This window comes from Micromonospora sp. NPDC049301 (assembly GCF_040678715.1).
Lineage (GTDB): Bacteria > Actinomycetota > Actinomycetes > Mycobacteriales > Micromonosporaceae > Micromonospora.
In genome coordinates this window covers 61,930-88,267 of record NZ_JBFAQO010000011.1, presented here as the reverse complement: position 1 = coordinate 88,267, position 26,338 = coordinate 61,930, and the positions used below count along the sequence as shown (strand labels likewise).

22 protein-coding genes and 1 pseudogene are annotated in these 26,338 nt (G+C 72.6%); 8 read left to right on the top strand and 15 right to left on the bottom strand.

All coding sequences use genetic code 11. From position 1 onward, the window contains the following. Window positions 1–4: 4 nt before the first annotated feature. The 3 genes from AB0K07_RS26950 to ftsY form a co-directional block, all read right to left on the bottom strand. Window positions 5–1,417, bottom strand: a complete 1,413-nt coding sequence (locus tag AB0K07_RS26950) for an ammonium transporter (RefSeq protein WP_363759048.1) — start codon at window positions 1,415–1,417, stop codon at window positions 5–7. Between the two features lie 273 nt (window positions 1,418–1,690). Beyond that, window positions 1,691–2,554, bottom strand: a complete 864-nt coding sequence (locus tag AB0K07_RS26945) for an aminoglycoside phosphotransferase family protein (protein WP_363759045.1) — start codon at window positions 2,552–2,554, stop codon at window positions 1,691–1,693. Between the two features lie 6 nt (window positions 2,555–2,560). Next, window positions 2,561–3,751 (bottom strand): signal recognition particle-docking protein FtsY, encoded by a 1,191-nt coding sequence (ftsY, locus tag AB0K07_RS26940; RefSeq protein ID WP_363759043.1) that lies wholly within the window; start codon window positions 3,749–3,751, stop codon window positions 2,561–2,563. An 85-nt stretch (window positions 3,752–3,836) separates the two neighbouring features. Here ftsY and AB0K07_RS26935 point away from each other — a divergent pair, with 85 nt between their 5' ends. The 5 genes from AB0K07_RS26935 (at window position 3,837) to AB0K07_RS26915 (ending at window position 8,850) form a co-directional block, all read left to right on the top strand. Further along, window positions 3,837–5,549 carry an alkaline phosphatase D family protein gene (locus tag AB0K07_RS26935; protein ID WP_363759040.1) on the top strand — a complete coding sequence of 571 codons (1,713 nt, stop codon included), beginning with the start codon at window positions 3,837–3,839 and terminating at the stop codon, window positions 5,547–5,549. Window positions 5,550–5,574: 25 nt separating this feature from the next. Further along, window positions 5,575–6,018 (top strand): MarR family transcriptional regulator, encoded by a 444-nt coding sequence (locus AB0K07_RS26930; protein ID WP_363759037.1) that lies wholly within the window; start codon window positions 5,575–5,577, stop codon window positions 6,016–6,018. A gap of 140 nt (window positions 6,019–6,158) precedes the next feature. Continuing rightward, the gene (locus AB0K07_RS26925; RefSeq protein ID WP_363759034.1) at window positions 6,159–7,778 is read left to right on the top strand and encodes an MDR family MFS transporter; all 1,620 of its coding nucleotides are present in this window, start codon (window positions 6,159–6,161) and stop codon (window positions 7,776–7,778) included. Between the two features lie 11 nt (window positions 7,779–7,789). Beyond that, window positions 7,790–8,284 (top strand): universal stress protein, encoded by a 495-nt coding sequence (locus AB0K07_RS26920; protein WP_363759031.1) that lies wholly within the window; start codon window positions 7,790–7,792, stop codon window positions 8,282–8,284. 44 nt (window positions 8,285–8,328) lie between these two features. Continuing rightward, entirely contained in the window at window positions 8,329–8,850 is a 522-nt protein-coding gene (locus tag AB0K07_RS26915) for a DinB family protein (protein ID WP_363759028.1), read from the top strand. 7 nt (window positions 8,851–8,857) lie between these two features. Here the strand turns inward: AB0K07_RS26915 and AB0K07_RS26910 are convergent, their stop codons facing one another. The 3 genes from AB0K07_RS26910 to AB0K07_RS26900 form a co-directional block, all read right to left on the bottom strand. Continuing rightward, window positions 8,858–9,478, bottom strand: coding sequence for an HAD-IA family hydrolase (locus tag AB0K07_RS26910; protein ID WP_363759025.1), 621 nt, complete (start codon window positions 9,476–9,478; stop codon window positions 8,858–8,860). Further along, entirely contained in the window at window positions 9,478–13,092 is a 3,615-nt protein-coding gene (gene smc, locus AB0K07_RS26905) for a chromosome segregation protein SMC (protein WP_363759022.1), read from the bottom strand. The genes AB0K07_RS26910 and smc overlap by 1 nt, the downstream gene beginning before the upstream one ends. 369 nt (window positions 13,093–13,461) lie before the next feature. Further along, entirely contained in the window at window positions 13,462–13,656 is a 195-nt protein-coding gene (locus tag AB0K07_RS26900; protein ID WP_007456482.1) for a hypothetical protein, read from the bottom strand. A 371-nt stretch (window positions 13,657–14,027) separates the two neighbouring features. On the opposite strand from AB0K07_RS26900, the gene AB0K07_RS26895 reads away from it, so the two are divergent. Both AB0K07_RS26895 and AB0K07_RS26890 read left to right on the top strand, forming a co-directional pair. After that, window positions 14,028–15,152: a CAP domain-containing protein gene (locus AB0K07_RS26895; protein ID WP_363759019.1), complete on the top strand. Its 1,125-nt coding sequence runs from the start codon at window positions 14,028–14,030 to the stop codon at window positions 15,150–15,152. A 117-nt stretch (window positions 15,153–15,269) separates the two neighbouring features. Continuing rightward, window positions 15,270–16,112, top strand: coding sequence for an endo alpha-1,4 polygalactosaminidase (locus tag AB0K07_RS26890; RefSeq protein WP_363759016.1), 843 nt, complete (start codon window positions 15,270–15,272; stop codon window positions 16,110–16,112). Window positions 16,113–16,190: 78 nt separating this feature from the next. On the opposite strand, the gene AB0K07_RS26885 is transcribed toward AB0K07_RS26890, so the two are convergent. The 9 genes and pseudogenes from AB0K07_RS26885 to rsmD all read right to left on the bottom strand — a co-directional run bounded on the left by AB0K07_RS26885 (window position 16,191) and on the right by rsmD (window position 24,190). After that, window positions 16,191–18,410 carry an MMPL family transporter gene (locus AB0K07_RS26885; protein ID WP_363759013.1) on the bottom strand — a complete coding sequence of 740 codons (2,220 nt, stop codon included), beginning with the start codon at window positions 18,408–18,410 and terminating at the stop codon, window positions 16,191–16,193. A 231-nt stretch (window positions 18,411–18,641) separates the two neighbouring features. Beyond that, complete coding sequence (gene mutM, locus AB0K07_RS26880; RefSeq protein WP_363759010.1) at window positions 18,642–19,499, bottom strand: bifunctional DNA-formamidopyrimidine glycosylase/DNA-(apurinic or apyrimidinic site) lyase; 858 nt, start codon at window positions 19,497–19,499, stop codon at window positions 18,642–18,644. Between the two features lie 262 nt (window positions 19,500–19,761). Continuing rightward, a pseudogene (rnc, locus tag AB0K07_RS26875) lies at window positions 19,762–20,460 on the bottom strand (ribonuclease III); the annotation flags it as partial. Then, on the bottom strand, window positions 20,457–21,443 hold the full coding sequence (locus AB0K07_RS26870; protein WP_363759176.1) for a phosphate acyltransferase PlsX: 987 nt from the start codon (window positions 21,441–21,443) through the stop codon (window positions 20,457–20,459). The gene AB0K07_RS26870 and the pseudogene rnc, both read right to left, overlap by 4 nt. A gap of 114 nt (window positions 21,444–21,557) precedes the next feature. Beyond that, window positions 21,558–21,731 (bottom strand): 50S ribosomal protein L32, encoded by a 174-nt coding sequence (gene rpmF, locus AB0K07_RS26865; protein ID WP_074317731.1) that lies wholly within the window; start codon window positions 21,729–21,731, stop codon window positions 21,558–21,560. A 5-nt stretch (window positions 21,732–21,736) separates the two neighbouring features. Next, window positions 21,737–22,300, bottom strand: coding sequence for a YceD family protein (locus AB0K07_RS26860; RefSeq protein ID WP_363759007.1), 564 nt, complete (start codon window positions 22,298–22,300; stop codon window positions 21,737–21,739). A 110-nt stretch (window positions 22,301–22,410) separates the two neighbouring features. Next, on the bottom strand, window positions 22,411–22,908 hold the full coding sequence (locus AB0K07_RS26855) for a hypothetical protein (RefSeq protein ID WP_109816180.1): 498 nt from the start codon (window positions 22,906–22,908) through the stop codon (window positions 22,411–22,413). 239 nt (window positions 22,909–23,147) lie between these two features. Beyond that, on the bottom strand, window positions 23,148–23,630 hold the full coding sequence (coaD, locus tag AB0K07_RS26850; protein WP_109816179.1) for a pantetheine-phosphate adenylyltransferase: 483 nt from the start codon (window positions 23,628–23,630) through the stop codon (window positions 23,148–23,150). Then, window positions 23,627–24,190 (bottom strand): 16S rRNA (guanine(966)-N(2))-methyltransferase RsmD, encoded by a 564-nt coding sequence (rsmD, locus tag AB0K07_RS26845; RefSeq protein ID WP_363759002.1) that lies wholly within the window; start codon window positions 24,188–24,190, stop codon window positions 23,627–23,629. Before rsmD ends, coaD begins: the two co-directional genes overlap by 4 nt. Window positions 24,191–24,493: 303 nt before the next feature. Between rsmD and AB0K07_RS26840 the strand changes: the two genes are divergently transcribed. Beyond that, window positions 24,494–26,011: a cell wall anchor protein gene (locus AB0K07_RS26840; RefSeq protein ID WP_363758999.1), complete on the top strand. Its 1,518-nt coding sequence runs from the start codon at window positions 24,494–24,496 to the stop codon at window positions 26,009–26,011. Window positions 26,012–26,338 lie beyond the last annotated feature (327 nt).

Sequence of the window (26,338 nt, the reverse complement as noted above, 5' to 3'; positions counted from 1 at the left end):
AACGTTAACCGGCGACCTTCGCGCTGACCGGCTCGGCGGAGTCCGCCTCCGGCTTGGCACCGCTCGTCGCGCCGCCACCGGGGGTGCCGATGCCGGCCATCGCGAACGCGCTGCCCGTGCCGCCGCCCGCCGGGGACAGGTCGTAGCTGCTCTCGGCGTGCTCGGCGATGTCGATGCCCTCGACCTCGGCCTCGCCCTTCACACGGAAGCCGATCGTCTTCTCGATGACGAAGGCGAGCACCCAGGCGACGCCGAACGACCAGACCGAGACGATCACGCCGGCGAGCGCCTGCCGCCCGAGCTGGGTGAGGCCGCCACCGTAGAAGAGCCCGTCGGAGGCGCCCACCACGTCGCTGATCGCGGCGTTGACCGAGTTGGTGGCGAAGAGGCCGAGCCAGAGCGAGCCGATCCAGCCGCCGACGAAGTGCACGCCGACCACGTCGAGCGAGTCGTCGTAGCCCAGCCGGTACTTGAGGCTGACGGCGAGCGCGCACACGACCCCGGCGACGATGCCGAGCAGGACGGCCGCCCAGGGGGCGATGAAACCACAGGCCGGGGTGATGGCAACCAGACCGGCGATCGCACCGGACGAGGCGCCCACCATGGTCGGCTTCCGGTCCTTGATCCACTCGACCGCGATCCAGCCGAGCACCGCGGCCGCCGTGGCGAGCTGGGTGTTGATGAACGCGAGCCCGGCCACCGAGTCGACGGTCAGCTCCGAGCCGGCGTTGAAACCGAACCACCCGAACCACAGCAGACCGGCGCCGAGCGCGACCAGCGGGATGTTGTGCGGCTTCATGCCCTCACGCGGCCAGCCGAGCCGCTTGCCGAGCACCAGCGCCACGGCCAGGGCCGCCGCACCGGCGTTGATGTGCACCGCGGTGCCACCGGCGAAGTCCAGCGCGTGGATGTCACCGCCGATGATGCCGCCGCCCCAGACCCAGTGGGCGACCGGGAAGTAGACCAGGGTCGCCCAGCCGAAGGCGAACAGCAGCCAGCCGGCGAACTTGGCCCGGTCGGCGATGGCACCGCTGATCAGCGCCACGGTGATCACCGCGAAGACCATCTGGAACGCCATGAACACGTAGAGCGGTACCCCGATGCCGCTGGGGTTCTCCGCCGTGGCCCCCCACAGGTCGGTTTCGGCGAGGAAGGTCTTGGTGCCGAGGTACGCGCCCGGGTCGCCCCAGAAACCGTTCACGTCGGCCCCGAAGGCGACGCTGAAGCCGTAGAACCACCACAGAACGGAGATGAGCCCGATGGCGGAGAAGCTCATCATCATCATGTTGAGTACGCCCTTGGCCCGGTTGAGGCCGCCGTAGAACAGCGCCAGTCCCGGGGTCATGAGCAGCACGAGCGCGGTCGAAACCAGCAGCCAAACGGTATTGGCGCCGTCGATCGTCGGTGCTTCAGGCACGCTGGCCTCCTAAAGGTGAAGTCCTCCTTCGCGGCTTTCCGGGGCAGCGTCGCCCGTAGGCCGGTTGCGCGGAAGCTTCGCGGCCGGCTGTTTCACCCAGGGTCTCGGCCCGGTTTCCGTTTCGTGACGGGTTGTTTCGTACGTGTCACGAAGTCCGCACAGTCGGCGGCATGGACGGTGGTGGATCACCCGTACGGCGCGCGTCGATGCCCGACCGGCCGGACGCATCGACCGACGCGCCCACGGAACCGGCCGGAATCGTCCGGCCCGCGGTCAGCGGAGGGCGTTCTCCAGGGCGTGCCGCTCGTAGTCGAGCAGCCGCAGGTCGCGCATCGGCCGGCGCAAGTGCCCCTTGTGCACGATCCGGACGAACGCCGGCTCCCCGGCGGCGGCCATCCGGCGGATCCCCTCCACGTGGTCCACGATCCGCTTGCGGATGGTCCGGATGAGCCGGTGCCTGTCCCGGGGGATCAGCCCGTACGCGTCGGCGAAGAGCCGCAGCCGGCGCGGCCGGTCCGGGCGGTTCCAGCCCAGCGTGATCGAGTCCCGGTCGGCGAAGATCGGCACCCAGGTCCAGGCCGCGTACGCCACGTCGTAGATCCGGGAGCCCGGCGACGCCAGGTCGAAGTCGATCAGCCCGAGCGTGCCGTCCGGCCGCCAGATCACGTTGTGCGGCGCGGCGTCGTGGTGGCAGATCACCTCGGTGTCCGGCGGCGGCGGCCCGAACGAGCGCCAGACCGCACCGGGCGGCGGGGTGAAGCCGTACTGCGCGTCGTGGAACATCCGCAGCATGGTGGCCACGGTGACCAGCGCCTCGTCGGTCACCCAGTGCGGGGCGAGCGGGTACTCCCCGCACTCCCCCTCCAGGTACGACAGCACCTCGCGGTTGCGCTCGTCCATGCCCAGCGCCCGGGGGGCGCCGGTGAACCCGACGTACTCCAGGTGCCGCAGCAGGGCGTGCACGGACGGGGTCCACGGCCCGGCGTTGCGGCGGACCGTGTCTCCGACCCGCACCACGGTGCTCACGTTGCCGCCGTGCAGCGGGATCTCCTGCGAAGTCACGTACGGTCTCCCGAGGCGCTGCGAGGGGTGGCCGGGGTCGCGCCAGCCCGCGTACGCGCGATCGTCAGTGGTCACCCGAGACTACGCGTCCCGTCCGGCGGCCTCGGTGCCCAGCAACGCGTCGACGAACTGCGCCGGGTCGAACGGGGCCAGATCGTCCTTGCCCTCACCGAGGCCGACGAGCTTCACCGGGATGCCGAGCTTTCGCTGCACGGCGATCACGATGCCGCCCTTCGCGGTGCCGTCGAGCTTGGTCAGCACCACGCCTGTCACGTTGACCACCTCGGTGAAGACCCGGGCCTGTTCCAGGCCGTTCTGCCCTGTTGTGGCGTCCAGGATGAGCAGTGTCTCGTCGATGGGGCCCTGTTTCTCCACCACCCGCTTGACCTTGCCCAGCTCGTCCATGAGGCCGACCTTGTTCTGAAGCCGGCCGGCGGTGTCGATGAGCACGGTGTCCACGCCGATGTCGATGCCGCGCTTGACCGCGTCGAAGGCGACGCTGGCCGGGTCGGCGGCCTCCGGGCCGCGGACGGTCTCCGCGCCGACGCGTGACCCCCAGGTCTCCAGCTGGTCGGCGGCGGCGGCCCGGAAGGTGTCGGCCGCGCCGAGCAGCACGCTGCGGCCGTCGGCCACCAGCACCCGGGCGATCTTGCCGCAGGTGGTGGTCTTGCCGGCGCCGTTGACGCCGACCACCAGCAGCACCGCCGGAACGCCGTCCTTCGGGGCGGTGCGCAGCGACCGGTCCAGGCTCGGGTCGAGCGCGTTGACCAGCTCGGCGGCGAGCAGCGCGCGCAGCTCGGCGGCCGAGCGGGTGCCCAGCACCCGGGTCCGCTCGCGCAGCCGGTCGACGATCTCCCGGGTGGCGTCGATGCCGACGTCGGCGGTGATGAGGCTGTCCTCGATCTCCTCCCAGACGTCCTCGTCGAGGTGGTCGCGGGCGAGCAGGCCGAGCAGGCCCTTGCCGAAGACGTTCTGCGAGCGGGACAGCCGCGAGCGGAGCCGGACCAGCCGACCGGCGGTCGGCTCGGGCACCTCGACGGGCGGCGCGGGCGCCTCGATGACCGGCGGCGGCTCGACAAGGACACCGGTGGACAGATCGGACTCCGGTGCCTCGACCGGCGGGCCGGCGAGATCCTCTTCGGCCCGGGTGTCGACCTCGGTGCGGGGCAGCGGGGGCTCGGGCCGCCGCCGCAGGCGCGGCACGACCAGCCCGACTGTGCCGGCGATCAGCACACCGAGCAGGACCAGAGCGAGGACGAGATATTCGGCCATGCCGGAATCCTGTCAGATGCCGGGCGCGGCGTCCCAGCCGCCGCCACCCGGCCGCTGTCCGGTAACCGGCGGTAGGCTCGGCCGCATGCCCGCCGCACACCTGCTCATCGGCCCCCTCCTGCGGCGCGTGGTGGACACCCGGGCGACGATCTGGGTGGAGACGGCGGCGCCCGCCGTGGTCACCGTCCGCACCGCGGACGGCGCTACCGGTAGCGCACCCACCTTCTCGGCGTACGACCACCACTACGCGCTCGTGGTGGTGCAGGGGCTCACCCCGGACAGCGCGACCACCTACGAGGTGCTGGTCGACGACGAGGTGGTCTGGCCGGTGCCGAGCAGCGGCTTCCCGCCGAGTGTGATCCGCACCCGGGCGGCCGACGACCGGGACCAGCCGGTCAATCTGATCTTCGGCTCCTGCCGGGAGACCACCCAGCACGCCACCACCCGCAAGCTCCCGCCGGACGCGCTGGACGCGTACGCCCGGCGCCTGATGGCCGACCCCGAGCCGGGCGCGTTGCCCGACCTGCTGGTGCTGCTCGGCGACCAGGTCTACGCCGACGTCACCTCGCCGACGGTGCGCCGGCTGCTGCGCCGGCGCCGGCGGCGACCGAAGGGCGCCCCGGCCGACCAGGTGGTGAGCTTCGACGAGTACACGAAGCTCTACCTGGAGTCCTGGCGTGATCCGGAGATCCGCTGGCTGCTGTCCACCGTGCCGAGCGTGATGATCTTCGACGACCACGAGATCATCGACGACTGGAACACGTCGGCGTCCTGGCGCGCCGAGGTCCGCGAGCAGCCGTGGTGGTCCGAACGGATCGGCAGCGGCCTCGCCTCCTACTGGGTCTACCAGCACCTGGGCAACCTCTCCCCGGACGACATCGCCGCCGACCCGGTCTTCGCGAAGGTCGTCGCCGCCGAGGACGCCACCGGTGTGCTGCGCGAGTTCGGGCACCGGGTCGACCAGGAGTCCGACCTGGCGCACGACACCGAGCGCTGGCGCGCGGTGCAGTACCAGTGGAGCTACGCGCTGGACCTGGGCCGGACCCGGCTGGTGATGCTGGACAACCGGTGCAGCCGGGTGCTCGACCGGGGCAACCGGGCGATGCTGCCGCCGGGCGAGTGGTCCTGGTTCCTCGACCAGGCGCACGGTGTCTACGACCACCTCGTGGTCGGTGCCTCGCTGCCCTGGCTGCTGCCGCAGGGCATCCACCACATCGAGGCGTGGAACGAGAAGCTGGCCGACTCGCGCCGGCCCTGGGTGGCGCGCACGGCGGAGAAGCTGCGCAGGGCTCTGGACCTGGAGCACTGGGCGGCCTTCCGGCGCTCGTTCGAGGCGCTCGCGGAGACCTTCTCCCGGATCGGCACCGGCACCCCGAGCAGGTCCGGTGCGCGGGTCGGCGCCGGACCGGCGTACGCCCCGCCGGCGTCGATCAGCGTGCTCTCCGGGGACGTGCACCACTCGTACGTGGCCCGGGCCCGGTTCGCCGATCCGGCGGTGGTCACTCCGGTGCACCAGCTCACCTGTTCGCCGATCCACAACCAGGTGCCGGCCGGGATCCGTCCGCTGATGCGGCTGGGCTGGTCGGCGGGCCCGGCGGGGGCGACCCGGGCACTGGCCCGCTCGGCCGGTGTCCGCCGCCCGGGGGTGCGCTGGCGCAAGCTGGCCGGCCCGTACTTCGGCAACGCGGTGGCCACGCTGACCCACCGGGGCCGCGGGGCCGAGGTGACCATCGAGGGCACGACGAAGGATGGGCGACTACGCCCGGTGATGCACCACCGGCTCTCCGGCAACGGCTGAGCTGACCCCCCGTAGTCTCTACGTCGTGGACGACGAGCACCTGCCGGAGCCGATCCGGGCGGTCGAGCACGAACTGACGGCCCTGCTGCGTCGTGGCCGGGCGGTCTCCTGGGAGATCGCCCGGGAGGTGCACCCGAACCTCGAACCGAACACCTACGGGCTGCTGCTCTGGCTGCGCCGGAGTGGGTCGATCCGGTTGACCGAGCTGGCGGGACGCCTCGGGGTGGGCAAGGGGACGCTGAGCCGGCAGATCAACGGGCTGGAGGCGCTCGGCCTGGTCCACCGCGATCCCGATCCCAGCGATCGGCGGGCGGCGCAGATCAGCCTGACCGAGGAGGGCCAGCGCCGGTTCGACGTCGCCCGGTCGGCCCGCCTGGGGGAGTTTCTGCGCGCCCTGGACGGCTGGCCGGCCCGGGACGTCGAGGAGTTCGCCCGGCTGCTCGGCCGGTTCAACGACTCCTGGGTCTGAACCCCCGGGACGGGGAATGTCGCCGCAGTCCGACAGGTTGTTGCTTTAGGCAACTAAGGCATAGGTTGGTGCCGGCAACGCTCCGCTGGTCGCCGCACAGCCCTGCCGTTCGACCTCGACTCCACTCGGAGGCAGCAACGATGAGCCAGGCGACAGCGCCCACCCGGGCGACCGGCGTCGACATGACCCACCGGCAGATCCTGGAGGCCCTCTCCGGCCTGCTGCTGGGCATGTTCGTCGCGATCCTCTCCTCCACGGTCGTCTCGAACGCGCTGCCGCGGATCATCACCGAGCTGCACGGCGGTCAGTCCGCGTACACCTGGGTGGTCACCTCGGCCCTGCTCGCGACCACCGCGACCACCCCGATCTGGGGCAAGCTCGCCGACCTGACCAGCAAGAAGGCCCTGGTCCAGCTCTCCCTGGGGATCTACGTGCTGGGCTCGGTGCTGGCCGGCGCCGCCCAGGGCACCGGCGAGCTGATCGCCTGCCGGGTGCTCCAGGGCATCGGCGCCGGCGGCCTCACCGCGCTGGCCCAGGTGATCATGGCGACCATGATCGCGCCGCGTGAGCGGGGCCGCTACAGCGGCTACCTCGGCGCCGTGATGGCCGTCGGCACCATCGGCGGCCCGCTGATCGGTGGCGTGATCGTGGACACCTCCTGGCTCGGCTGGCGCTGGTGCTTCTACGTCGGCGTGCCGTTCGCCATCGCCGCGCTGGTCGTGCTCCAGAAGACCCTGCACCTGCCGGTCGTGAAGCGGAAGGCGCAGATCGACTGGTGGGGCGCCACCCTGATCACCGCGGCCGTGTCGGTGCTGCTGATCTGGGTCTCCCTGGCCGGCGACCAGTTCGCCTGGACGTCCTGGCAGAGCGCCGTCATGGTGGTCGGCGCCCTGGTGCTCGGCGCGCTGGCGATCCGGGTGGAGACCCGCGCCGCCGAGCCGATGATCCCGCCACGGCTGTTCCGCAACCGCACCATCACCCTGGCCGTCGTCGCCAGCATCGCGGTCGGCGTGGGCATGTTCGGCGCCTCGGTCTTCCTCGGCCAGTACTTCCAGATCAGCCGCGGTCAGAGCCCGACCATGTCCGGCCTGATGACCCTTCCGATGATCCTCGGCCTGCTGGTCTCCTCCACGCTGAGCGGCCGGATCATCACCCGTACCGGCCGGTGGAAGCGGTTCCTGGTGCTGGGTTCGGCGCTGCTCACCGTCGGCTTCGCGCTGATGGGCACCCTCCGGGCGGACACCAGCTTCACCCTGCTCAGCGTCTACATGGCGGTGATCGGCGTCGGCCTCGGCATGACCATGCAGAACCTGGTCCTCGCCGTGCAGAACACCGTCGACCCGCACGAGCTCGGCGCGGCCAGCTCAGTGGTGGCGTTCTTCCGCAGCCTGGGCGGCGCGATCGGGGTCTCGGCCCTCGGCGCGGTGCTCGCTCACAAGGTCAAGGACTACCTGGCCGAGGGGTTGGCCCAGCTCGGCATCCCGGCGTCCAGCTCGGGCAGCGACGGTGTCCTGCCCGACGTGCACACGCTGCCCGGCCCGCTGCGGGCCGTGGTGGAGAGCGCGTACGGCCACGGCGCCGGAGACATCTTCCTGGCCGCCGCCCCCTTCGCGCTGATCGCGCTGATCGCGGTGAGCTTCATCAAGGAGGTGCCGCTGCGGCAGCGCGCCGCCTCCCCGGTGACCGACGAGGTCGAGCGGGAGTCGACCGTGGCGGCCGGTGCCAGCGCAGCCGTCATCCGTACCGGCGAGCAGAGGTGAGGTAGCCAGCCATGAGCGTGGGAGCACCGGACCGCGAGGAGTACGGTCCCCGGACCCGTCCACTGCCCTTCGAACGCGGCACGGACGGTCCTCGGGTGGTGCTGGTCGGCGTGGACGGCACCCGCACGTCCGAGCGGGCCGGCTGGTACGCCGCCGGCCTGGCCCGCCGGCAGGGTGCCGCGCTGGTGGTGGTCTTCGTCAGCTCGGCGAGCGGGCTGACCGCCCTGGTTCCCGGGATGGACGCTGGCGCGGTGCAGCGGACCCACGACGAGCTGGCCGCCGAGCTGCGCCGGGAGTGCCGGCGCGGGGCCGAGGAGTTCGGCTTGCCGGTGACCTTCCTGTGCCGGCGCGGCGACGCGTACGGCGAGCTGTGCGCGGCGGCCGACGAGTTCCAGGCCGACATGGTGGTGGTGGGTGCCTCCGAGCAGGCCGGTCACCGGCTGGTCGGCTCGGTCGCCACCCGCCTCGTCCGCACCGGCCGCTGGCCGGTCGTCGTCGTGCCCTGATAACCCGTCGCGAACTGTCAGGTGTGCCGGGCAGGATGCGCGGCATGACCTGGATCGCACCGGAGATCACCCGGACCCCCGAACCGTACGTCGGCGACGAGCGCACCATGCTCGATGGCTGGCTCGACTACCACCGGCAGACGCTGCTGCTCAAGTGCGCCGGGCTGACCGAGGCCCAGCTGCGCACGCCCAGCGTGGAGCCGTCCGGGCTGACCCTGCTCGGCCTCGTGCGACACCTGGCCGAGGTGGAGGCCTGGTGGTTCCGCGAGAACTTCGCCGGGGAGCGCGTCGACTACCCGTACTTCACGCCGGAGACGCCGGACGCCGACCACGACGTCAGCGCCGCCGACGCCGAGGCCGACTTCGCCACGTTCCACCGCGAGGTCGCGCTGGCCCGCGAGGCCGCCGCCGGCCACTCGCTCGACGAGACGTTCACGGAGGTCGGCGCGAAGAAGCGCACCTTCAACCTGCGCTGGGTCTACGTGCACATGATCGAGGAGTACGCCCGGCACAACGGCCACGCCGACCTGGTCCGGGAACGCATCGACGGGGTCACCGGCGAGTGACCGACGCTCAGTAGTTCAGTGCCGCCCGCAGGTAGCGCAGGTCGGCGTGGCCGCCCCAGCGGTGCGCCGACAGCCCGGCGGCCCGGGCGCCCCGCACGGCCCAGTCCTCGTCGTCGACGAAGAGCACCCGGGACGGCGGGGTGGCCAACGCCGCGCAGGCGGCCTGGAAGTACTCCGGGGCCGGCTTGTGCACGCCGAGCGCGGAGGAGTTCACCACCACGTCCAGCTCACCGGTCAGGCCCAGCGTGGCCAGGTCCGCGTCGAGCAGGTCGGTGGCGTTGGTGGCCAGGCCGACCTTGATCCCGCCGGCCCGCGCCTCCCGGACGAAGTCGAGCACCTCGGTGTCCACCTCGCCCCGGTAGCGCTGCCACCGCTCCACCGCGGCCCGGGCCCGGTCCGGCCCGCCGGCCGGCTCGGCCAGCGCGTCGGCCACGCTGTTCACCCAGTCGGCGTGGTTGATCTGGCCGGTCAGCACCGGCTGGAGGCGACCCCACTGCATGGCGATCTCGGTGAGCACCCCGTCGGCCAGGCCGTACTCCCGCTCCACCCCGGCGGCCACCGCCGGGTCGAACCGGCGCAGCACGCCGTCCAGATCCAGCAGGAGCGCCGTCGCGCGTTCCCGAGCCACTACCCGTTCTCCTCGCCGCGGCTGCGCCGCTGGTCGTCCTCGTCGGCCCGGTTGAGCCGCTGACTGATCACCTGAGTGACTCCGCTGCGCATGGTCACGCCGTAGAGCGCGTCCGCGATCTCCATCGTCCGCTTCTGGTGCGTGATGACGATCAGCTGGCTCTTCTCCCGCAACTGTGCCAGCAGCGTGATCAGCCGGCCCAGGTTCACGTCGTCCAGGGCCGCCTCCACCTCGTCCATGATGTAGAACGGGCTGGGCCGGGCGCGGAAGATCGCCACCAGCATGGCCACCGCAGTCAGTGACCGCTCGCCACCGGAGAGCAGGGACAACCGCTTGATCTTCTTGCCCGGCGGGCGGGCCTCCACCTCGACGCCGGTGGTGAGCAGGTCCTCGGGGTCGGTGAGGATCAGCCGGCCCTCGCCGCCGGGGAAGAGCACGGTGAACACCTGCTCGAACTCCCGCGCCGTGTCCTCGAACGCGCTGGCGAAGACCTCCAGGATCCGCTCGTCGACGTCCTTGACCACGGTGAGCAGGTCCCGCCGGGTGGCCTTGAGGTCCTCCAGCTGCTCGGAGAGGAACTTGTAGCGCTCCTCCAGCGCGGCGAACTCCTCCAGCGCGAGCGGGTTGACCTTGCCGAGCAGGGCCAGTTCCCGTTCCGCCTTGGCGGCCCGCTTCTCCTGCACCGGCCGCTCGTAGCGGACCGGCTCGGGCACACCGAGCCCGTCGCGTTCGGCCGCCGCGACGTCGGCCTGGGTGGGCGGGACGGGCTGGGTGGGGCCGTACTCGGCGACCAGGGTCTCCACGTCCAGCCCGAAGTCCTCGGCGGCCTTCGCCTCCAACTGCTCGATGCGCAGCCGCTGCTCGGCGCGGGCCACCTCGTCCCGGTGGACCTGGCTGGTCAGCCGCTCCAGCTCCGCCCCGAACCGCTTGGCGGCCCCGCGTACCTCCTGGAGCTCCGCCTCGCGGGCGGCGCGTTCCCGGGCCACCGCGTCGCGGTGCTCCTCGGCCGCCGCGATCGAGGTGGTGAGCCGGGTGAGCGCCTCCCGGGCACCGGCGGCGACTGCCCGGGCGATGCCCGCGCCCCGGGTGCGCGCGGCCCGCCGGGCCGCGGCGCGTTCCCGGGCGGCCCGCTCCGCGGTGGCCTGCCGGGCCAGCGAGTCGGCCCGGCCGGCGATCGAGGAGACCCGCTCCTCGGCGGTACGCACCGCGAGCCGGACCTCCATCTCGTTCTGCCGCGCCTGCGGCACCATGGCGGCGAGCTGGTCCCGTTCCTCGGCGGAGGGCTCGGCGTCGACCGGGGTCTCCTCGGCCAGCCGCAGCCGCTCCTCCAGCTCGGCGAGCGCGGTGAGGTCCCGCTGCCGGGCCGCCTCGGCGCGGGCCCGGGACTCGCCGAGGCGGTCGGTCTCCGCCTTCGCCGAGCGGGCCGCCGCGCCCAGCTCGGCCAGCCGGCGGGCGGCGGCGTTGCGGTGGCTCTCCGCCTCGCGCTTCTCGGCGGCGGCGTGCTGCACGGCCTCCTTGGCGGCGGCCACCTCGGCGCGCGCCTCGACGAGCTGGTCGCGCAGCTCGGCGCCGGTGCGCTCGGCGGCGAGCCGGTTGGCGCGGGCCTCCTCGACGGCCGCCTGCACCTCGATGTAGCTGGGCGCCTTGGCCGACCCACCCGCCGCCGCGTACGCCCCGACCACGTCGCCGTCGGGGGTGACCGCGCGCAGCTCGGGGTTGCCGGCGACCAGGTCGGCCGCCGCGGCCAGATCGTCGACGAGCACCACGTCGCGCAGCGCCCGGTGCACCGCGGGCCGCAGCTCGGCGGCGCACTCCACCAGGTCGGGTGCCCAGTGGGCGCCGTCGGGCACCTTCGGGCGCAGCGCGTCGGCGGAGCCGGTCATGCCGGGCCCGGCCGGGCTGCCCACCAGCAGGCCGGCCCGGCCCGCGTCGGAGATCTTCAGCAGCCGCATCGCCTCGACGGCCTCGTCCACCCCGCTGACCGCGACCGCGTCGGCGAGGCCACCGAGCGCGGCGGCCAGCGCGGCCTCGTGACCCGGGGCGACGGTGAGCAGACCGGCCAGGCTGCCGAGCAGGCCGGGTACGTCGCCGGCTCGGGCGAGCAGCGCGCCCGCGCCGTCCTTGCGCCGCAGGCCCAGCGAGAGCGCCTCCTCCCGGGCCTTCCAGGTGGCCGCGTCCTTCTCCGCCGCCCGCTCCGCGTCGGCCAGTGACCGGACGGTGGCCTGCGCCCGCTCCTGCCCGGCGACCGCCTCGGCGTGCCGGGCATCCAGGTCGGCGTTGTCCCGGTCCGCCTCGGTGGACTGCGCGGAGACCGCGTCCAGGTCGGCCTGCGCCTGCTCGGCTCGGCCCATGGCATCGGCGTGCGCGACGGCGAGCCGTTCGATCTCCTCGCCGGCGCTGGTGGTCCGGGCACGGGCCGAGTTGACCTGGCCGGTGAGCCGCGCCAGCCCCTCCCGCCGATCGGCGATGGCCTTGGCGGCGGCGACCAGCTCCCGCTCGGCGGCGGCGAGCTGCCGTTCCAGCTCCTGGCGGTGCTCCACGGCCTCCGCCAGCCGGATCTGGTCGTCGGTGAGTGCCGCCCGCAGGTCCTCCTCCTGCTCGCGGACCCGCTCGGCCTCGGCCTCCAGCTGGTCCGGGTCGCGGCCGGTCCGTTCGTCGTCGCCGGTGGCGCTCAGGTGCCGCAGCCGTTCCCGGGCGAGCTGTTCGATCGACCGGAAGCGTTCCTGCAGTGCGGACAGCTTGTACCAGGTGTCCTGGGCGGCGGCGAGCAGCGGAGCGTCCTCGGCCAGCGCGGCCTCCAGCTCACCGAGCCGGCCCTGCACCTCGGCGTGCTCGGCCTCGACCTGCTCGCGCCGCTCCCGCAGCGCGGTCTCGTCGGCGATCTCCCGGTCCAGGGTGGTCCGCAGGGTGGCCAGGTCGTCGGCGAGCAGCCGCAGCCGGGCGTCGCGCAGGTTGGCCTGGATGGCGGCGGCACGCCGGGCCACCTCGGCCTGCCGGCCCAGCGGCTTGAGCTGGCGACGCAGCTCGGCCGTGAGGTCGGTCACGCGGTTGAGATTCACTTGCATCGCGTCGAGCTTGCGCAGCGCCTTTTCCTTGCGCTTGCGGTGCTTGAGGACGCCGGCGGCCTCCTCGATGAACGCCCGGCGGTCCTCCGGCTTGGCGTGCAGCATGCCGTCGAGCCGGCCCTGGCCGACGATGATGTGCATCTCCCGGCCGATACCGGAGTCGGAGAGCAGCTCCTGGATGTCCAGCAGGCGGCACGAGTTGCCGTTGATCTCGTACTCGCTCTCGCCGGAGCGGAACATCCGGCGGGTGATGGAGACCTCGGTGTACTCGATCGGCAGCGCGCCGTCGGTGTTGTCGATGGTGAGGGTGACCTCGGCGCGACCCAACGGCGCCCGGCCGGCGGTGCCGGCGAAGATGACGTCCTCCATCTTGCCGCCGCGCAGCGCCTTCGCGCCCTGCTCGCCGAGCACCCAGGCGATGGCGTCGACGACGTTGGACTTGCCGGAACCGTTCGGGCCCACCACGCAGGTGATCCCGGGCTCCAGCTTCAACGTCGTGGCGGAGGCGAAGGACTTGAAGCCCCGCACGGTCAGGCTCTTGAGATACACCTTCTCGATCCTCGTCCGGTGGCCGCCGTACCGTCGCCGGCTGCGCGGACCTGGGTGAACCCGCAGACTAACCCGGTGGCGGGACCCGTCGGGCACGCGACCCGCCTCGAAGTGCCGCCGGTGGGCGTGCGGGCCACGACCGCGAGCCGGCCGCGCTGTTGTTCGGGAGACGGCGAGAAAGACAAACAGCGTTCATGATCAGTACGCCGACCGATGCGTTTCCGGAAACGACTGGCGCGGTTCCACTGCCGCCCAACGCAAGATCACAAATCGTCGACCGGGAAAGGGGCCGGACAGCGTTGCGCGCCGGCACAGAGGTGTCGGCGCGCATTTTTGCGATGGTGCGATTCAGTTTTCCGACCCCGAAGATCAGGTCAGCGCCGGCTCGGCCAGACGAAGCAGGTCGTCCGCCTCCGCCGCAGCCGCCGCGAGCCGATCGTTGTCGGCACGCAGACGCGTGATCTCGAACTCCAGTGCCTGAACCCTGGCACGCAGTCGGGTGACCTCGTCGAGCAGACGCCGGTCGGGCGCTGCACCTACGTGGCCGTAGAGGGCCTTCGCCATGCTGACTCCTTGATATGCGCTGCCGGAAAGGCCGGCCAACGCGCGCCCATTTATACGCGACTGTCATTCCAGCTGTATCTGGGCATGACCGGGCGCGACTGGCGACACCTATATATTGAGCCGCAAACCCCTCCTTCGTCAAGTTCTCGCAGGCCGTAGATCATCTCTACGTCGACCTGTCCACTTGTCGGGGGGCTGCCTCAAGGCACGGACACTCTCTGTCCGGACACCTTTACTGTACGCCGAAATCCCCGGAAGTCCGCACCCTGGCGTCCGACTTCCCCTTAACTCTTCCTTAGCCACGTTGCCGCAGGTCGCGGCCTGGTCGTAGCGTCAGCCCGGCCCGCAACCGACCCCGTGGAGGCAGTGCCGTGTACGGCTCGACCGACCCGATGGACCCGAACGGCGCCCCCCGGCGTGCCGAGCGGCCGACCGACGAGCCGGACTGGCTGAGGGATCACCCGGAACCCCGCTCGGCCTACCTGTTCGGTGACGACCCCGACCAACCCGCCGACGAGTGGCACCGCGCGCAGCCGACCACCCGTTGGCAGCCGGAGCCGACGGCGCCGGACGGGCCGGCCGACGGCCACACCGCCGCCTGGCCGGCGTACGAGCCCGCCTACCGGCAGCACGACGAGCCGACCGTCGGCTGGCGCGGCGACGCTCCCGTCGAGGAGACCACCGGCGGCTGGCAGGCCGGTCCGACCGGTGGCGGCCGGCCGGGCGAGGGGCGGCACCGCTCCCCGCGGCGCTGGCGCCGACCGCTGATGATCGGCGGCGCTGCCGCGACGGCCACCCTCGTCGTGAGCCTCGGTGTCGGCGCGCTCGCGCTGCCCGGCGGCAACGACGCGGCCACCGAGCCGACCGCCGTCGACGACACCCTCGCCGCCGCGCCGGTGGACCCGACCGGAGAGCCGGCGGGCGACACCCTGGTCGCACCCTCCCCGACCGCCGCGGCCACCTCCGCCCGGCCGAGCCCGACGCCGAGCAAGGTCGTCAAGCCCACCCCGGCGTCGTCGCGCACCACGGCCGCCTCGCGGCGCAGCGCCCAGCGCAGCAGCGCGCCGAGCACCACCAAAGGCACGGGCTCCAGCAGCAGCGGCACCGGCACCGTCAGCGCCCAGGCCCGCGAGGTGGTAGACCTGGTCAACGCCGAACGGGCCAAGGCCGGCTGCAAGGCGCTGAGCATCGACGACAAGCTGATGACCGCCGCCCAGCGGCACAGCCAGGACCAGGCCGACCACCAGAACATGTCGCACACCGGCAGCGACGGCAGCAACGCCGGCGTCCGGCTGGACCGGGTCGGCTACACCTGGCGCACCTACGGCGAGAACGTGGCGTGGAACCAGAAGACCCCGGCCGCCGTGATGGACGCCTGGATGAACAGCTCCGGCCACCGGGCGAACATCCTGAACTGCGCGTTCACCGAGATCGGCGTCGGCATCGCCAACAGCAACGGCCCGTACTGGACGCAGGTCTTCGCGGCACCGCGCTGACCGCGCGTCGTCCCCGCCCCCGCGCTCGTTTGACCCGGTGAGGTACGCCGGGCCGGAGCGTGGGGGCGGCGTACCGGTGAGGGCGGCGACGGGCCGCCCGGGACCCGGGAGCTGCCGATGCGGATCCGGCCGCGGCGACGCGCCGTCGTATGCCCGCTGCGCCGCATCGTGTCGGCCTGCGTCGCGCTCGTCCTGGTGGTGCCGGCGTACGGCTGCCGGACCGAGTTCACCCCGCCCGGCGCGCCCACCCGGTGGCCGGCAGACCAGGCCCGGCACTGGCAGTGGCAGTGGCAGCTGCACGGCCCGCTCGACACGGCGGTGGACGCCGACGTCTTCCTGCTCGACCCGGTGGCCACCACCGCCGCCCAGACCGCCGAGCTGCGCGCTCGCGACCGCCGCCTGATCTGCCAGGTGTACGTCGGCTCGGTCCGCTCGGCCGACCCGGACGCCAGCCGGCTCCCGGCCGTCGCGCAGGGCTCGACCGGCCGCCAGCCCGGCAGCCGGTGGCTGGACGTCCGGCGGTGGGACGACCTCGAACCGGTGCTGGCCGACCGGTTCCGGCTCTGCCGGGGCAAGGGCTTCGGCGCGGTGGCGCTGGCCGACGCCGACGGGTACGCGCAGCACAGCGGCTTCCCGCTCGACTTCGACCACCAACTGCTGTTCAACCGCCGGCTGGCCCGCCTGGCCCGGTCGCTGGACCTCTCCCCCGGGCTGGTCAACGACGTGCCGCAGCTCGCCGCGCTGGCCCCGGACTTCGACTTCGCGGTGAACGAGGAGTGCGTCCGGCTGGATCAGTGCGCGAAGCTGCTGCCCTTCGCCGACGCCGACAAGCCGGTCTTCCACGTCGAGTACACCGGCTCGACCGACGACTTCTGCGTCACCACCGTCGGCTACGGCTTCGCGTCCATCCGCAAGGAGCGGACGCTGGACGACTGGCGGGAAGCCTGCCCCCTGCCCTGACCATCCCGCGCTGGTGGTCGACCGGGGCGCACGGCCGGGCCGAACCGCGGTCGCGGCCCGGCCCGGCGCGGAAGGCGGTCAGGACACCGACACCAGCTCCGGGGCGGAGGCCGGTGGGTCGGTCGGTGCGGGCGTCGGGCGCTGGCGCAGGAAGCGGGGGGCCCACCAGTTGGCGTCGCCGAGCATGGTCATCAGCGCCGGCAGCACCACGCCCCGGATGATCGTGGCGTCCAGCAGGATCGCCGCCGCCAGGCCGATGCCGAGCTGCTTCATGTCGATCGTGCTCAGCGTGGCGAAGATCGAGAACACCCCGACCATCACGATCGCCGCACTGGTCACCACGCCGGCCGAGGACGTGATCCCGTACGCCACCGCGTCCCGGTTGGACATGCCGGCCCGTACGCCCTCTCGGATCCGGCTGACCACGAAGACGTGATAGTCCATCGAGAGGCCGAAGAGCACCACGAAGAGGAACAGCGGCAGCCAGGACACGATCGCGCCCATCGAGGTGAAGCCGAGTGGCCCCGCCGCCCAGTCGCCCTGGAAGACCAGCACCAGCAGCCCGTACGCGGCGCCGGCGGAGAGCAGGTTCAGCGCGATCGCGCTGGCCGCCACCACCACCGACCGGAAGGTGAGCACCATGACCAGGAAGGTGAGCACCAGCACGAAGGCCATCACCAGCGGCAGCTTGTCCCGGACGTGCTGCGCGTAGTCCTCGCTGTCGGCCACGCTGCCGCCCACCGCGTACTCGACGCCGGGAATGCCCCGCAGCTCGGCCGGGACCAGGTCGCCGCGCAGCTTCTCCAGCGACTGCACCGACCGGTCGTCCCTGCTGGCGTACGGGGTGGCGACCTCCAGCACCGACACCCGCCGGTCGGTCGACACCTCGATCTTCGGGCCGTCCGCCTCGGTGGGCGCGAACAGCGGGTCGCCGGCCGCCCGGGTGGCCAGGTCGGTGAGCGCGCCGCGGACCCGGTCGGCCTGCTCGGCCGGCGCCCGGACGGCCACCACGTGGTTGGTGCCGGTGCTCGGGAAGGCGGCGGTGAGCCGGTCGTACGCCTGCATCGCCGGGGTGGTGCGCGGCAGGTCCTCCATGCCGGGGAACTTCAGCTTCATGCCGAGCGCCGGAGCGGCCAGCGCCAGCAGCAGCCCGACCGAGATGACCAGGGTCGGCACCGGGGCGCGCAGGGCGGGCCGGAGCACCGCCGGCCAGAGCCGGGGCGCGCGGGGCTGGCCGTGCCGGCCGGCGCGCGGCGCGGTCAGTCGCCAGAGCAGCGGCACCCGGGGCCGGTCGACCCAGCGACCCAGTTTGGCCAGCAGGGCGGGCAGCACGGTCAGCGAGCCGACCACCGCGACCGCGACCACCAGGATCGAGCCGACGGCCAGTGACGAGAAGACCACGTCGCCCGCGAGGAGCAGCCCGGCCATCGAGATGATCACCGCGAAGCCGGAGACCACCACGGCGTGCCCGGAGGTCTCCGCCGCGATCTCCACCGCGTCCAGGCCGGATCGGCCCTTGGCGCGTTCCTCCCGTTCCCGTCGGACGTAGAACAGTGAGTAGTCGACCCCGACCGCCATGCCGATCAGCAGGATCACCGGCGCCGTGGTGTCGGTGGCCGGCACGAGGTGCGAGGCGAGGGTGGAGAGACCCATCGCGGCGGCGACCGAGGAGAGCGCCAGCAGCACCGGCACGCTGGCCGCGATCAGCGCGCCGAACGCGATGATCAGGATGGCCAGGGTGACCGGCAGGCTGAGCAGCTCGGCGCGCTTGAAGTCCTTGCCGAGGGTGTCGTCGAGGGCCTGGCCGATCGACGGCCCGCCAACCTGCTCCACGCGCAGCTGCGGGTGCGCCTCCTGGACGGTGGCGGTGGCGTCGCGCAGCGGCTGCACCCGGTCGGACGCGGTGTCCGGATCGCCGGACATGGTGATCGGCAGCAGCAGCGCCGAGCCGTCCCGGGCGGTGACCGGCGGGCCGATCTCGGCGACGCCGGTGACCGAACGCAGGCGGGCCGCCGCGTCGTCCGCCGCCGCCTTCGCCGCCGCCGGGTCCAGCGCGCCGCCCCGCGAGGTGATCAGGACGTTCTCCACGGCCGGGTCGTCGAAGTCGCCGGCATCCACGATCAGGCTGGCCCGCCCGGCCTCACCGATCGCCTGGTCGCTGCTGGTCGCCTCGTTGAGGCCGGCGGCGTTGCCACCGAGGAAGCACACCGCCACGAACACGGCCCACAGCGCGATCGCCCGCCACGGGTGCTCGGCGCTCCACCGCGCCATCCGCACCGTCACCGGTCTTGTGCCCATCTCGGGTCCCCCTGTCACGTCAACCCCCTGTCAACGGTGCTGACGCTAGGGGCGTGACGAGACGGTCACATCGGGGATCCGCCCCGGCCGTCCCCGGATCCGGTCCACCCGGACGGCGGGGCCGCTCGGGCGACACCAGCGGGCATCACCCCGCGATCCGGACAACCGCCGGGGTCCACCCCGGACCGGTCGGACCCGACCCGCCGACGCCGACCCGGAGCCGGCTCCGGGTCATCCCCGAAGGGAACCCCGGGGGCGGGGCTGACAGCGCGGGCAGCTGTACGAGGAGCGGTTCATGAACGCCTCCCGGCGGACCGGCGTGCCGCACCGCCGGCACGGCTCACCCTCCCGGCCGTAGACGTTCAGCGCCCGGTCGAAGTAGCCGCTCTCGCCGTTGACGTTCACGTAGAGGGCGTCGAAGCTGGTGCCGCCCTCCTTGATCGCCTCGGCGAGCACGTCGCGGACGTGGCCGAGCAGGCGCTGTGCGGCCGGGCCGGTCAGCGCGTCGGTGGGGCGGGCGCCGTGCAGCCCCGCGCGCCAGAGCGCCTCGTCGGCGTAGATGTTGCCCACCCCGGAGATCAGGGTCTGGTCGAGCAGGGCCCGCTTCACCTCGGTACGGCGGCGGCGCAGCGCGGCGACGAACTCCGCGTCGGAGAACTCCGGGTCCATCGGGTCGCGGGCGATGTGTGCGATCTCCGCGGGCAGGTCGGCGCCGCCCTCGCTGACCGAGAGCCCGCCGAACGTGCGCTGGTCGACGAAGCGCAGCTCCGGCCCGTCGTCGGCGAAGCGGAACCGCACCCGCAGGTGGGTCTCGTCGGGCGTGCCGGGCGGCTGGAGCAGCAGCTGACCGGACATCCCGAGGTGCCCGATCACCGCGTGGCCGCTGTCCAGAGGCAGCCACAGGTACTTTCCGCGGCGGCGGACGTCCAGCACCGTCCGGCCGGCGAGCACGTCGGCGAAGTGCGCGCCGCCGGGGACGTGCCGGCGGACCGCGCGGGGGTGGCGGACCTCGACGGAGGCGATCCGGCGGCCGATGACCCACTGGGCCAGCCCCTGCCGGACGGTCTCCACCTCGGGCAGCTCAGGCACGTCGCAGCCCCGCCTCACGATCGGCGCCGGTCGCCTCGGCTGTCGTACGCGTGCCGTTGGCCCGGGCCTGCTCGGCACCGACGCCGGCCTGCTCGTCCGCGACGTCGGCCGACATGGCCTGCGCCCGGTGGTCGGCCTGCTCGCTCTGCGCCGCCCGCTCGGCCCGTTCCATCGGCCCGAACGGCTCATCCCGGTCGGTCCGCCCGCTCGCCCCGGCCTGACCGTCCTGACCAGCTTCGCCGTCCTCGCCGTCCGGATCGGCGAGCGTGCGCCAGGCCGCCTCGGCGGCACGCTGCTCGGCCTCCTTCTTGCTGCGCCCCTCGGCGCCGCCGTACCGGTTGCCGGCCACCACCACCCAGGCGGTGAACGTCTTGAGGTGGTCCGGGCCGGTGCCCTCGATCCGGTACTCCGGCACGCCGAGCCCGAGCGCCGCCGTCAACTCCTGGAGGCTCGTCTTCCAGTCCAGGGCGGCGCCCCGACCGGCCGACTCGGCCATCAACGGGTCGAAGAGCCGGTGGATGACGAGCCCGGCGGTGTCCAGCCCATACTGGAGGTAGATCGCGCCGAGCAGCGCCTCCAGGGTGTCGGCCAGGATGCTCGCCTTGTCCCGGCCGCCGGTGGTCTCCTCGCCCTTGCCGAGCAGCAGGTACGCGCCGAGGCCGTCCGGGCCCAGACCGCGGGCCACGTCGGCGAGCGCGCGCATGTTGACCACGCTGGCCCGCAGCTTCGCCAACTGCCCCTCGGGCAGGTCCGGGTGGTTGTGGAAGAGCGCCGTGGTGATCACCACACCGAGCACCGAGTCGCCGAGGAACTCCAGCCGCTCGTTGGTGGGCAGGCCGCCGTTCTCGTACGCGTACGAGCGGTGGGTCAGCGCGCGTTGCAGCAGGTCGGGATCCAGGCTCACGCCGAACGCGGCTTCCAGGTGACCGACGGACGCCCGCCGCCGCTTGTCGTTGCTCATGATGTGCGTACCTCGGTGTCGGTTGAGCGGTCGGTGCGGTGCGTCGCGGCGTCGCCGTCGAGCAACGCGGAGACCAGGTCGGTGGCGCGCCGCCGCCACAGGTGGGCGGCGAGGCCGATGCCGGAGGCGACGTCGGCGGCGCGAGCGGAGCCGTGGCAGACGACCACCGTCCCGGCTACGCCGAGCAGGGCGGCGGCGCGGGGGGCGCCACCACCGACGGGCGGGCCGCCCGCCATCGCGTACGCGCCCTCGATCGCCTTGAGCAGCACGTTACCGGTGAAGCCGTCGGTGACCACCACATCGGCGCGCGCGCCGAGGGCGACGTCGTACCCCTCGACCAGCCCGACGTAGCGCGCCCCGGCGGGCAGCGGTTCGACGGCGAGCAGCGGATCGGTGGCCCGGCGGACCCGGTCGCCCTTGCCGGCCTCGGTGCCGACGGAGAGCAGGCCGACGCGCGGCTCCGCGACCGAGTGCGCCACCGCGGCGTACGCGGCGCCGAGCACGGCGTGCCGGGCGAGGGTGGCCGGGCGGGGCTCCAGCGAGCCGCCGACGTCGAGCAGCACGACCGGCCCGGCGACGGCGGGCAGGGTGGCGACGAGGGCCGGTTGACGGATCTCGGGCCAGCGGCCGAGGCCGAGCACGGCGGCGGTGACGGTGGCACCGGTGGCGCCGGCGGAGACCAGGGCGTCGGCGGTGCCGTCGCGGACGGCGGTGACGGCGGCCCGCACGGTGCTCTCCGCGCGGGCGGCGCTGGGATGGTCGGCCATGCCGACCGCGTCGCGGACCGGCCGCACCGTGATCCGGGCGCGTTGGGCCGGATCGAGCGCAGCGATCAGCTCGTCGGCGACCTCGGCCGGGCCGACGAGAAGGAGATGCAGGTCAGGGTCGGCACGCACGGCCCGCAGAGCGCCGTCAACCACGACGGCGGGAGCGTCGTCCCCGCCGAGGAGGTCAACGGCGATCCGCGCGGCGCCCGGCTCCACTGGAACGCCGGCCGGAGTGGGCCGGCCGTCGTCGGAGGGAGCCGGGGCGCCGGGCGAATGCCAGGGTGCGCGCGCCGCCCGACCCGGGGTCGGGGGCGTCACTCGGCGTCCAGGTCAGACCTCGATGACCTGGCGGCCGTTGTAGGTGCCGCACACGGAGCAGGCGGCGTGCGGCAGCTTCGGGGACTTGCACTGCGGGCACGCGACGGTCGCGACCACGGTCGCCTTCCAGTTCGCCCGGCGGGACCGGGTGTTGCTGCGCGACATCTTGCGCTTCGGGACGGCCACGGTTCTTACTCCTCTGTACGGGTCAGTTGCGACAGGCCCGCCCAACGCGGGTCGATCTGCTGGTGACTGTGGTCGGCCGGCAGATCGTCCCAGTGCGTCCCGCATTCGGGACACAGTCCTGGGCAGTCCTCCCGGCAGAGCGGGTTGGTCGGCAGTGTGAGCACCAACGCGTCCCGCAGCGCCGGCTCCAGGTCGATCAGATCGCCCTGCATCCGGCCCACCTCGTCCTCGTCGGTCGTGGCGTCCGTGGTGCTGTTCTCGTACGCGTACAGCTCCTGGATCGTCACGGCCATCGAGTCGTTGATCTCGCGCAGGCAGCGCCCGCACTCGCCCCGGACGGGACCGGTGATGGTCCCGGAGACGAGCACGCCCTCGGACACCGACTCCAACCTCAGATCGAGGTCGAGGTCCGCGCCCTCCGGAACGCTGATCAACTCCACACCGAGGTCCGCCGGTGCCGGCACGACCCGCTGGACCGGACGCATCGCGCCAGGCCGGCGCGGCAGGTCCCTCGTGTCGAGGACCAGCGGCGACCTGGGGTCGAGTGTCGATGGCGAGTGTTTGGGCATAGTCAGACTCCGGCCGGTGTGAGGCCGACAAAAAAGGTTACCTGGGCGACCGCCGGACCGTCGAACCGGGGGCGACGCCCGCCTCAGAATGTCGGCTGGTGAGGTGCCGCTCAGAAGGGTAGCGGGCGTTCCGCCTCATCCCCACCGAAGGTGCCAATCTCACGCAGCGCGTGCATCTTGTCCCGGCCGCGCTCTATCGAGGCGAGCGCCCGGGTGAGGAACTGCTCGAAGTTGGCCAGCGCGGTGTCGACGTAGTCGTCGACCTCCTCGCGCAGGCGCTGCGCCTCGGCCCGGGCCTCGGCGATGATCCGGGCACCCTCGTGCTCGGCGGAGACGGTGATCTCGTTCACCGAGACGAGGCGGGCGTGTTCCGCCTCACCCTCGCTGATGATCCGGTCCGCCTCGCGCTTGCCGGCTTCCATGATCTTGTCCCGCTCGTCGAGCAGCGCGGAGGCGCGACGCAGGTCGGCGGGGAGGTCGGCGCGCATCTCGTCGAGAGCCGCGATCATCTCACCCCGGTCGACCATGCAGTTGTTCCGCGACATCGGGACGGAGCGGGCCTGCTCCACCATGGCGATCAGTTCGTCGATGCGATCGAGCGGGTCCACCGGTACCTCACTCCTGTCGTTCGTCGGCCGACCTCCATGATGCGGGCTACGGCCGGTTCCCCGCTCCACCAATCATGTCGTGCCCGCCCCACACCTGCCCGATCCACCCCGACCCGGCGCGTCGCGGCATCGTCACCGCACGCGACCGCGTCGGTGGGGACCCTGGCGATCGTGCACCTGCCACCCCGACAACCACCGCAAAGGCCGCCATTTCGGAGCTAGTGGTCGGCGCCGGAGGGTCAGGGGCGGGGCCCGAGGCGGGCCTGGAGGGCCTCACGGACCCGGTCGGGGACGTGGGCGGAGATGTCGCCGCCCCACTTGGCCACGTCCTTGACCAGACTGGAGGAGAGGAACGAGTAGAGCGGGTTGGTCGGCATGAACAGCGTCTCGACGCCGGCCAGCCCGATGTTCATCTGGGCCATCTGCAACTCGTAGTCGAAGTCGCTGACCGCCCGCAGGCCCTTGATCAGCACGCTCGCCTGCTGGGCCCGGCAGAAGTCCACCAGGAGCCCCCGGAACGACTCGACCCGCACGTTGCCGTACGAGGCGGTCACCTCGCGGAGCATGTCGATCCGCTCCTCGACCGTGAACAGGCCGCTCTTCGACTGGTTCACCAGCACGCCGACGATCACCTCGTCGAAGAGCCGGCTGGCCCGGCCGATGATGTCGAGGTGTCCGTTGGTGACCGGGTCGAACGAGCCGGGACACACCGCACGTCTCATGATCGGCGACCGTACCAAAGGGTGGTCTCGCCGTAACGGCGACTGCGCTCGGGCGTGATCCCGTCCACCCACTCGACCGGCCCGGTGCGGCTGGACCGCTCCAGCACCACCAGGGCGCCGCTCGCCAGCCAGCCGCCGTCGACCAGGGTGGTCAGCAGCGCGGTGATCTCCGCGTCCGGCACCGCGTACGGCGGGTCGGCGAAGACCACGTCGTACGGCCCGCCGTCCGGGCCGGCGGCCAGCACGGTCGCGACCTTGCCGGTCACCAGGCGGACCGCGGCGCCGGCCCGCAGGGCGGCCACGTTCTCCCGGATGACCCGGGCGGCCCGCGCATCGGACTCGACCAGCAGCACATGCCGGGCGCCCCGGGAGAGCGCCTCCAGCCCGACCGCGCCGGAGCCGGCGTACAGGTCCGCGAAGCGGGCGCCGTCGAGGTCGACCTCGGCCTGGACGGCGCTGAACAGCGCCTCCCGGACCCGGTCGGACGTTGGTCGGGTGCCGGCACCGGGGGGCGCGGCGATCCGCCGGCCGCCGAGGGTCCCGGCCACGATCCGGGTCACCGTCTCCTCCTGCTCATGACCCCGACGCTACGCGAGCCGACGGAGACCGCGTCCGACACCGCCCGTATCGTCCGAGCGACCACCTCATCACATTTCGTATATTGATGATCTCGTATTTATAACATCGGTCTTAACGAATCCTGAGCGCTGTATCACTTGCGGCGATCTCGCTAGGGTCGGCCGGTGCCGGCGTAAACCTGCCGGCCCATGGCTCGGGAGCGACCCCCGCATCCGGACGTGCAGTGACCGTCCACTGTCGCTCCCGTGCCACGCCCCTGACGCTTCAGCACTCCAGGAGTACCCGTGATCCGTCCCAAGCTGTCGCTACGGCGACCGCTGGCCGTCCTGGGAGCCGCCCTCATCGGCCTCACCGGGGTCGTCGCCGTGGCCACCCCAGCCAGCGCGCACCACACCACGATCACCGCGACCGCCGACTGTGACCAGCTCACCGGCGAGCGAGTGATCACGTGGAAGGTCGAGAACAGCGAGACCAACAAGGACGCAACGCTCCAGACGGTGACCGCCGATCCGGCCACCCCGGTGAACGTGCCCAGCACGAGCGCGAAGGAGGTGCAGCTGCAGGGCTACGTCATCGACCAGGCGTCCTCCACGCTGGCCGTCCAGCGGGTGCCGGGCAACACCACCACCGCCAGCCTCCAGGTGTACGCCGAGTGGCTGGTGGATGGACGCAAGACCGCGGAACACACCGACAAGGGCAGCATCAACCTCGCCGCCGACAAGTCCTGCGCTCCGGCCCCGAAGTGCGTCGAGGCCAGCGAGGCCAGGTACAACCACACCTTCGACGGCCCGAAGGGCACCGCCACCGTCAAGCTCGACGGCGACCTGCCGCTCTGCGGCGAGGGCAAGCAGTGGTTCACGCTGGTGTCGTACTTCGCGCCGCGGCCGCAGTTCGCCACCCCGCAGTACGTCTACGGCACGCCGGACAGCGACTGGATCGGTGGCACGCAGACCGAGATCGAGCTGAAGGTCGAGATCCCGGACTGCCACACCCAGGTCGATCTCATCTGGGGTGACGGCGAGCAGGTCATCGACCCGCTGGTCGAGGGCGGCAAGCGGTACGGCGACAAGAAGCTGGGTTCGGCGGGCGCGCCGGGCAACCGCTCGACCGGCCCGCAGGGTTGGTACAACGGCGGCGACAAGAGCTGCACCACCCCGGCCGCGACCTTCGCGTCCAACTGCGACGGCACGGTGGCCGTCTCGCTGAGCAACGACGGCAAGACCAGCAAGTACCCGGTCGAGTTCGAGGTCAAGGGCGAGAACGGCTGGTCCAAGAAGGTCTCCGTCGAGGCCGGCAAGGCCGACACCAGCATCGTGGTGCCCGCCGCGGACGCCGGCAAGATCGAGGTGCTGGTCGACGGCAAGGTGGTCGAGAACGGCACCTACTCGTGGCAGCGCCCCGAGGACTGCCCCCTGCCGGCCGTCACCACTGACGCCGACTGCAAGAACTTCGCCCTCACCGTCACCAACCCCGAGGGTGGGCTTCCGGTCAAGGCCACGTTCACCTACGGCGACAAGACCGAGACCCGGACCGTCGCGGCCGGCGGGTCGGAGACGGTGACCTTCAAGGCCGGCAAGACCAAGGCCGCACTCGTCGCCCTGCCGGACCTGGATCTGGAGCTGGAGGCGATCTACACGCCGGAGAAGGACTGCGGCGGCGGGGGCGCCGGCGGCGAGGAGCCGGGCCTTCCGGTCACCGGTGCGGCGGCGGGCGGCATCGCCGCCGGTGCGGTCGCCCTGCTGATCGCGGGCGCGGTGCTCTTCGTCATCGCACGGCGGCGTCGGGTGACCTTCACCGCCTGACCTGACCTGCTCACGGGCGCGTCGGCCATCCGGTCGGCGCGCCCGTGCCGTCTGTCGTGTCCATTGCGGAGCGGCACCGGACGCGGGGCCGCCGGTGAGCGACCCGCTACTGTCCGACCATCAATGATCACGAATCGATGACATTGCCTGATGGCAATGATCTGCACTCCCCACATTCATGACTCGTCAGTACAGTCACCCTCTGTCCCCGCTTCGCCGCGGGCACACCCCCACGTCGCGCGACGCCCGGTGAGTAGGTGACCCCTCGGTCGCGCCGCCTCCCGGCCTCCCGCCACGTGATCCGTAACCCCCTCACCAGGAGCAGGC

Bases quoted from the DNA above. Each gene is read 5' to 3' on its own strand.
- AB0K07_RS26915 (WP_363759028.1), top strand. From the start codon at position 8,329: ATGACCTGGATCGCACCGGAGATCACCCGGACCCCCGAACCGTACGTC.
- AB0K07_RS26935 (WP_363759040.1), top strand. From the start codon at position 3,837: ATGCCCGCCGCACACCTGCTCATCGGCCCCCTCCTGCGGCGCGTGGTG.
- coaD (WP_109816179.1), bottom strand. From the start codon at position 23,630: ATGAGACGTGCGGTGTGTCCCGGCTCGTTCGACCCGGTCACCAACGGA.
- AB0K07_RS26900 (WP_007456482.1), bottom strand. From the start codon at position 13,656: ATGGCGAAGGCCCTCTACGGCCACGTAGGTGCAGCGCCCGACCGGCGT.
- AB0K07_RS26890 (WP_363759016.1), top strand. From the start codon at position 15,270: ATGCGGATCCGGCCGCGGCGACGCGCCGTCGTATGCCCGCTGCGCCGC.
- ftsY (WP_363759043.1), bottom strand. From the start codon at position 3,751: ATGGCCGAATATCTCGTCCTCGCTCTGGTCCTGCTCGGTGTGCTGATC.
- AB0K07_RS26860 (WP_363759007.1), bottom strand. From the start codon at position 22,300: ATGCCCAAACACTCGCCATCGACACTCGACCCCAGGTCGCCGCTGGTC.
- AB0K07_RS26920 (WP_363759031.1), top strand. From the start codon at position 7,790: ATGAGCGTGGGAGCACCGGACCGCGAGGAGTACGGTCCCCGGACCCGT.
- AB0K07_RS26885 (WP_363759013.1), bottom strand. From the start codon at position 18,410: ATGGGCACAAGACCGGTGACGGTGCGGATGGCGCGGTGGAGCGCCGAG.
- AB0K07_RS26925 (WP_363759034.1), top strand. From the start codon at position 6,159: ATGAGCCAGGCGACAGCGCCCACCCGGGCGACCGGCGTCGACATGACC.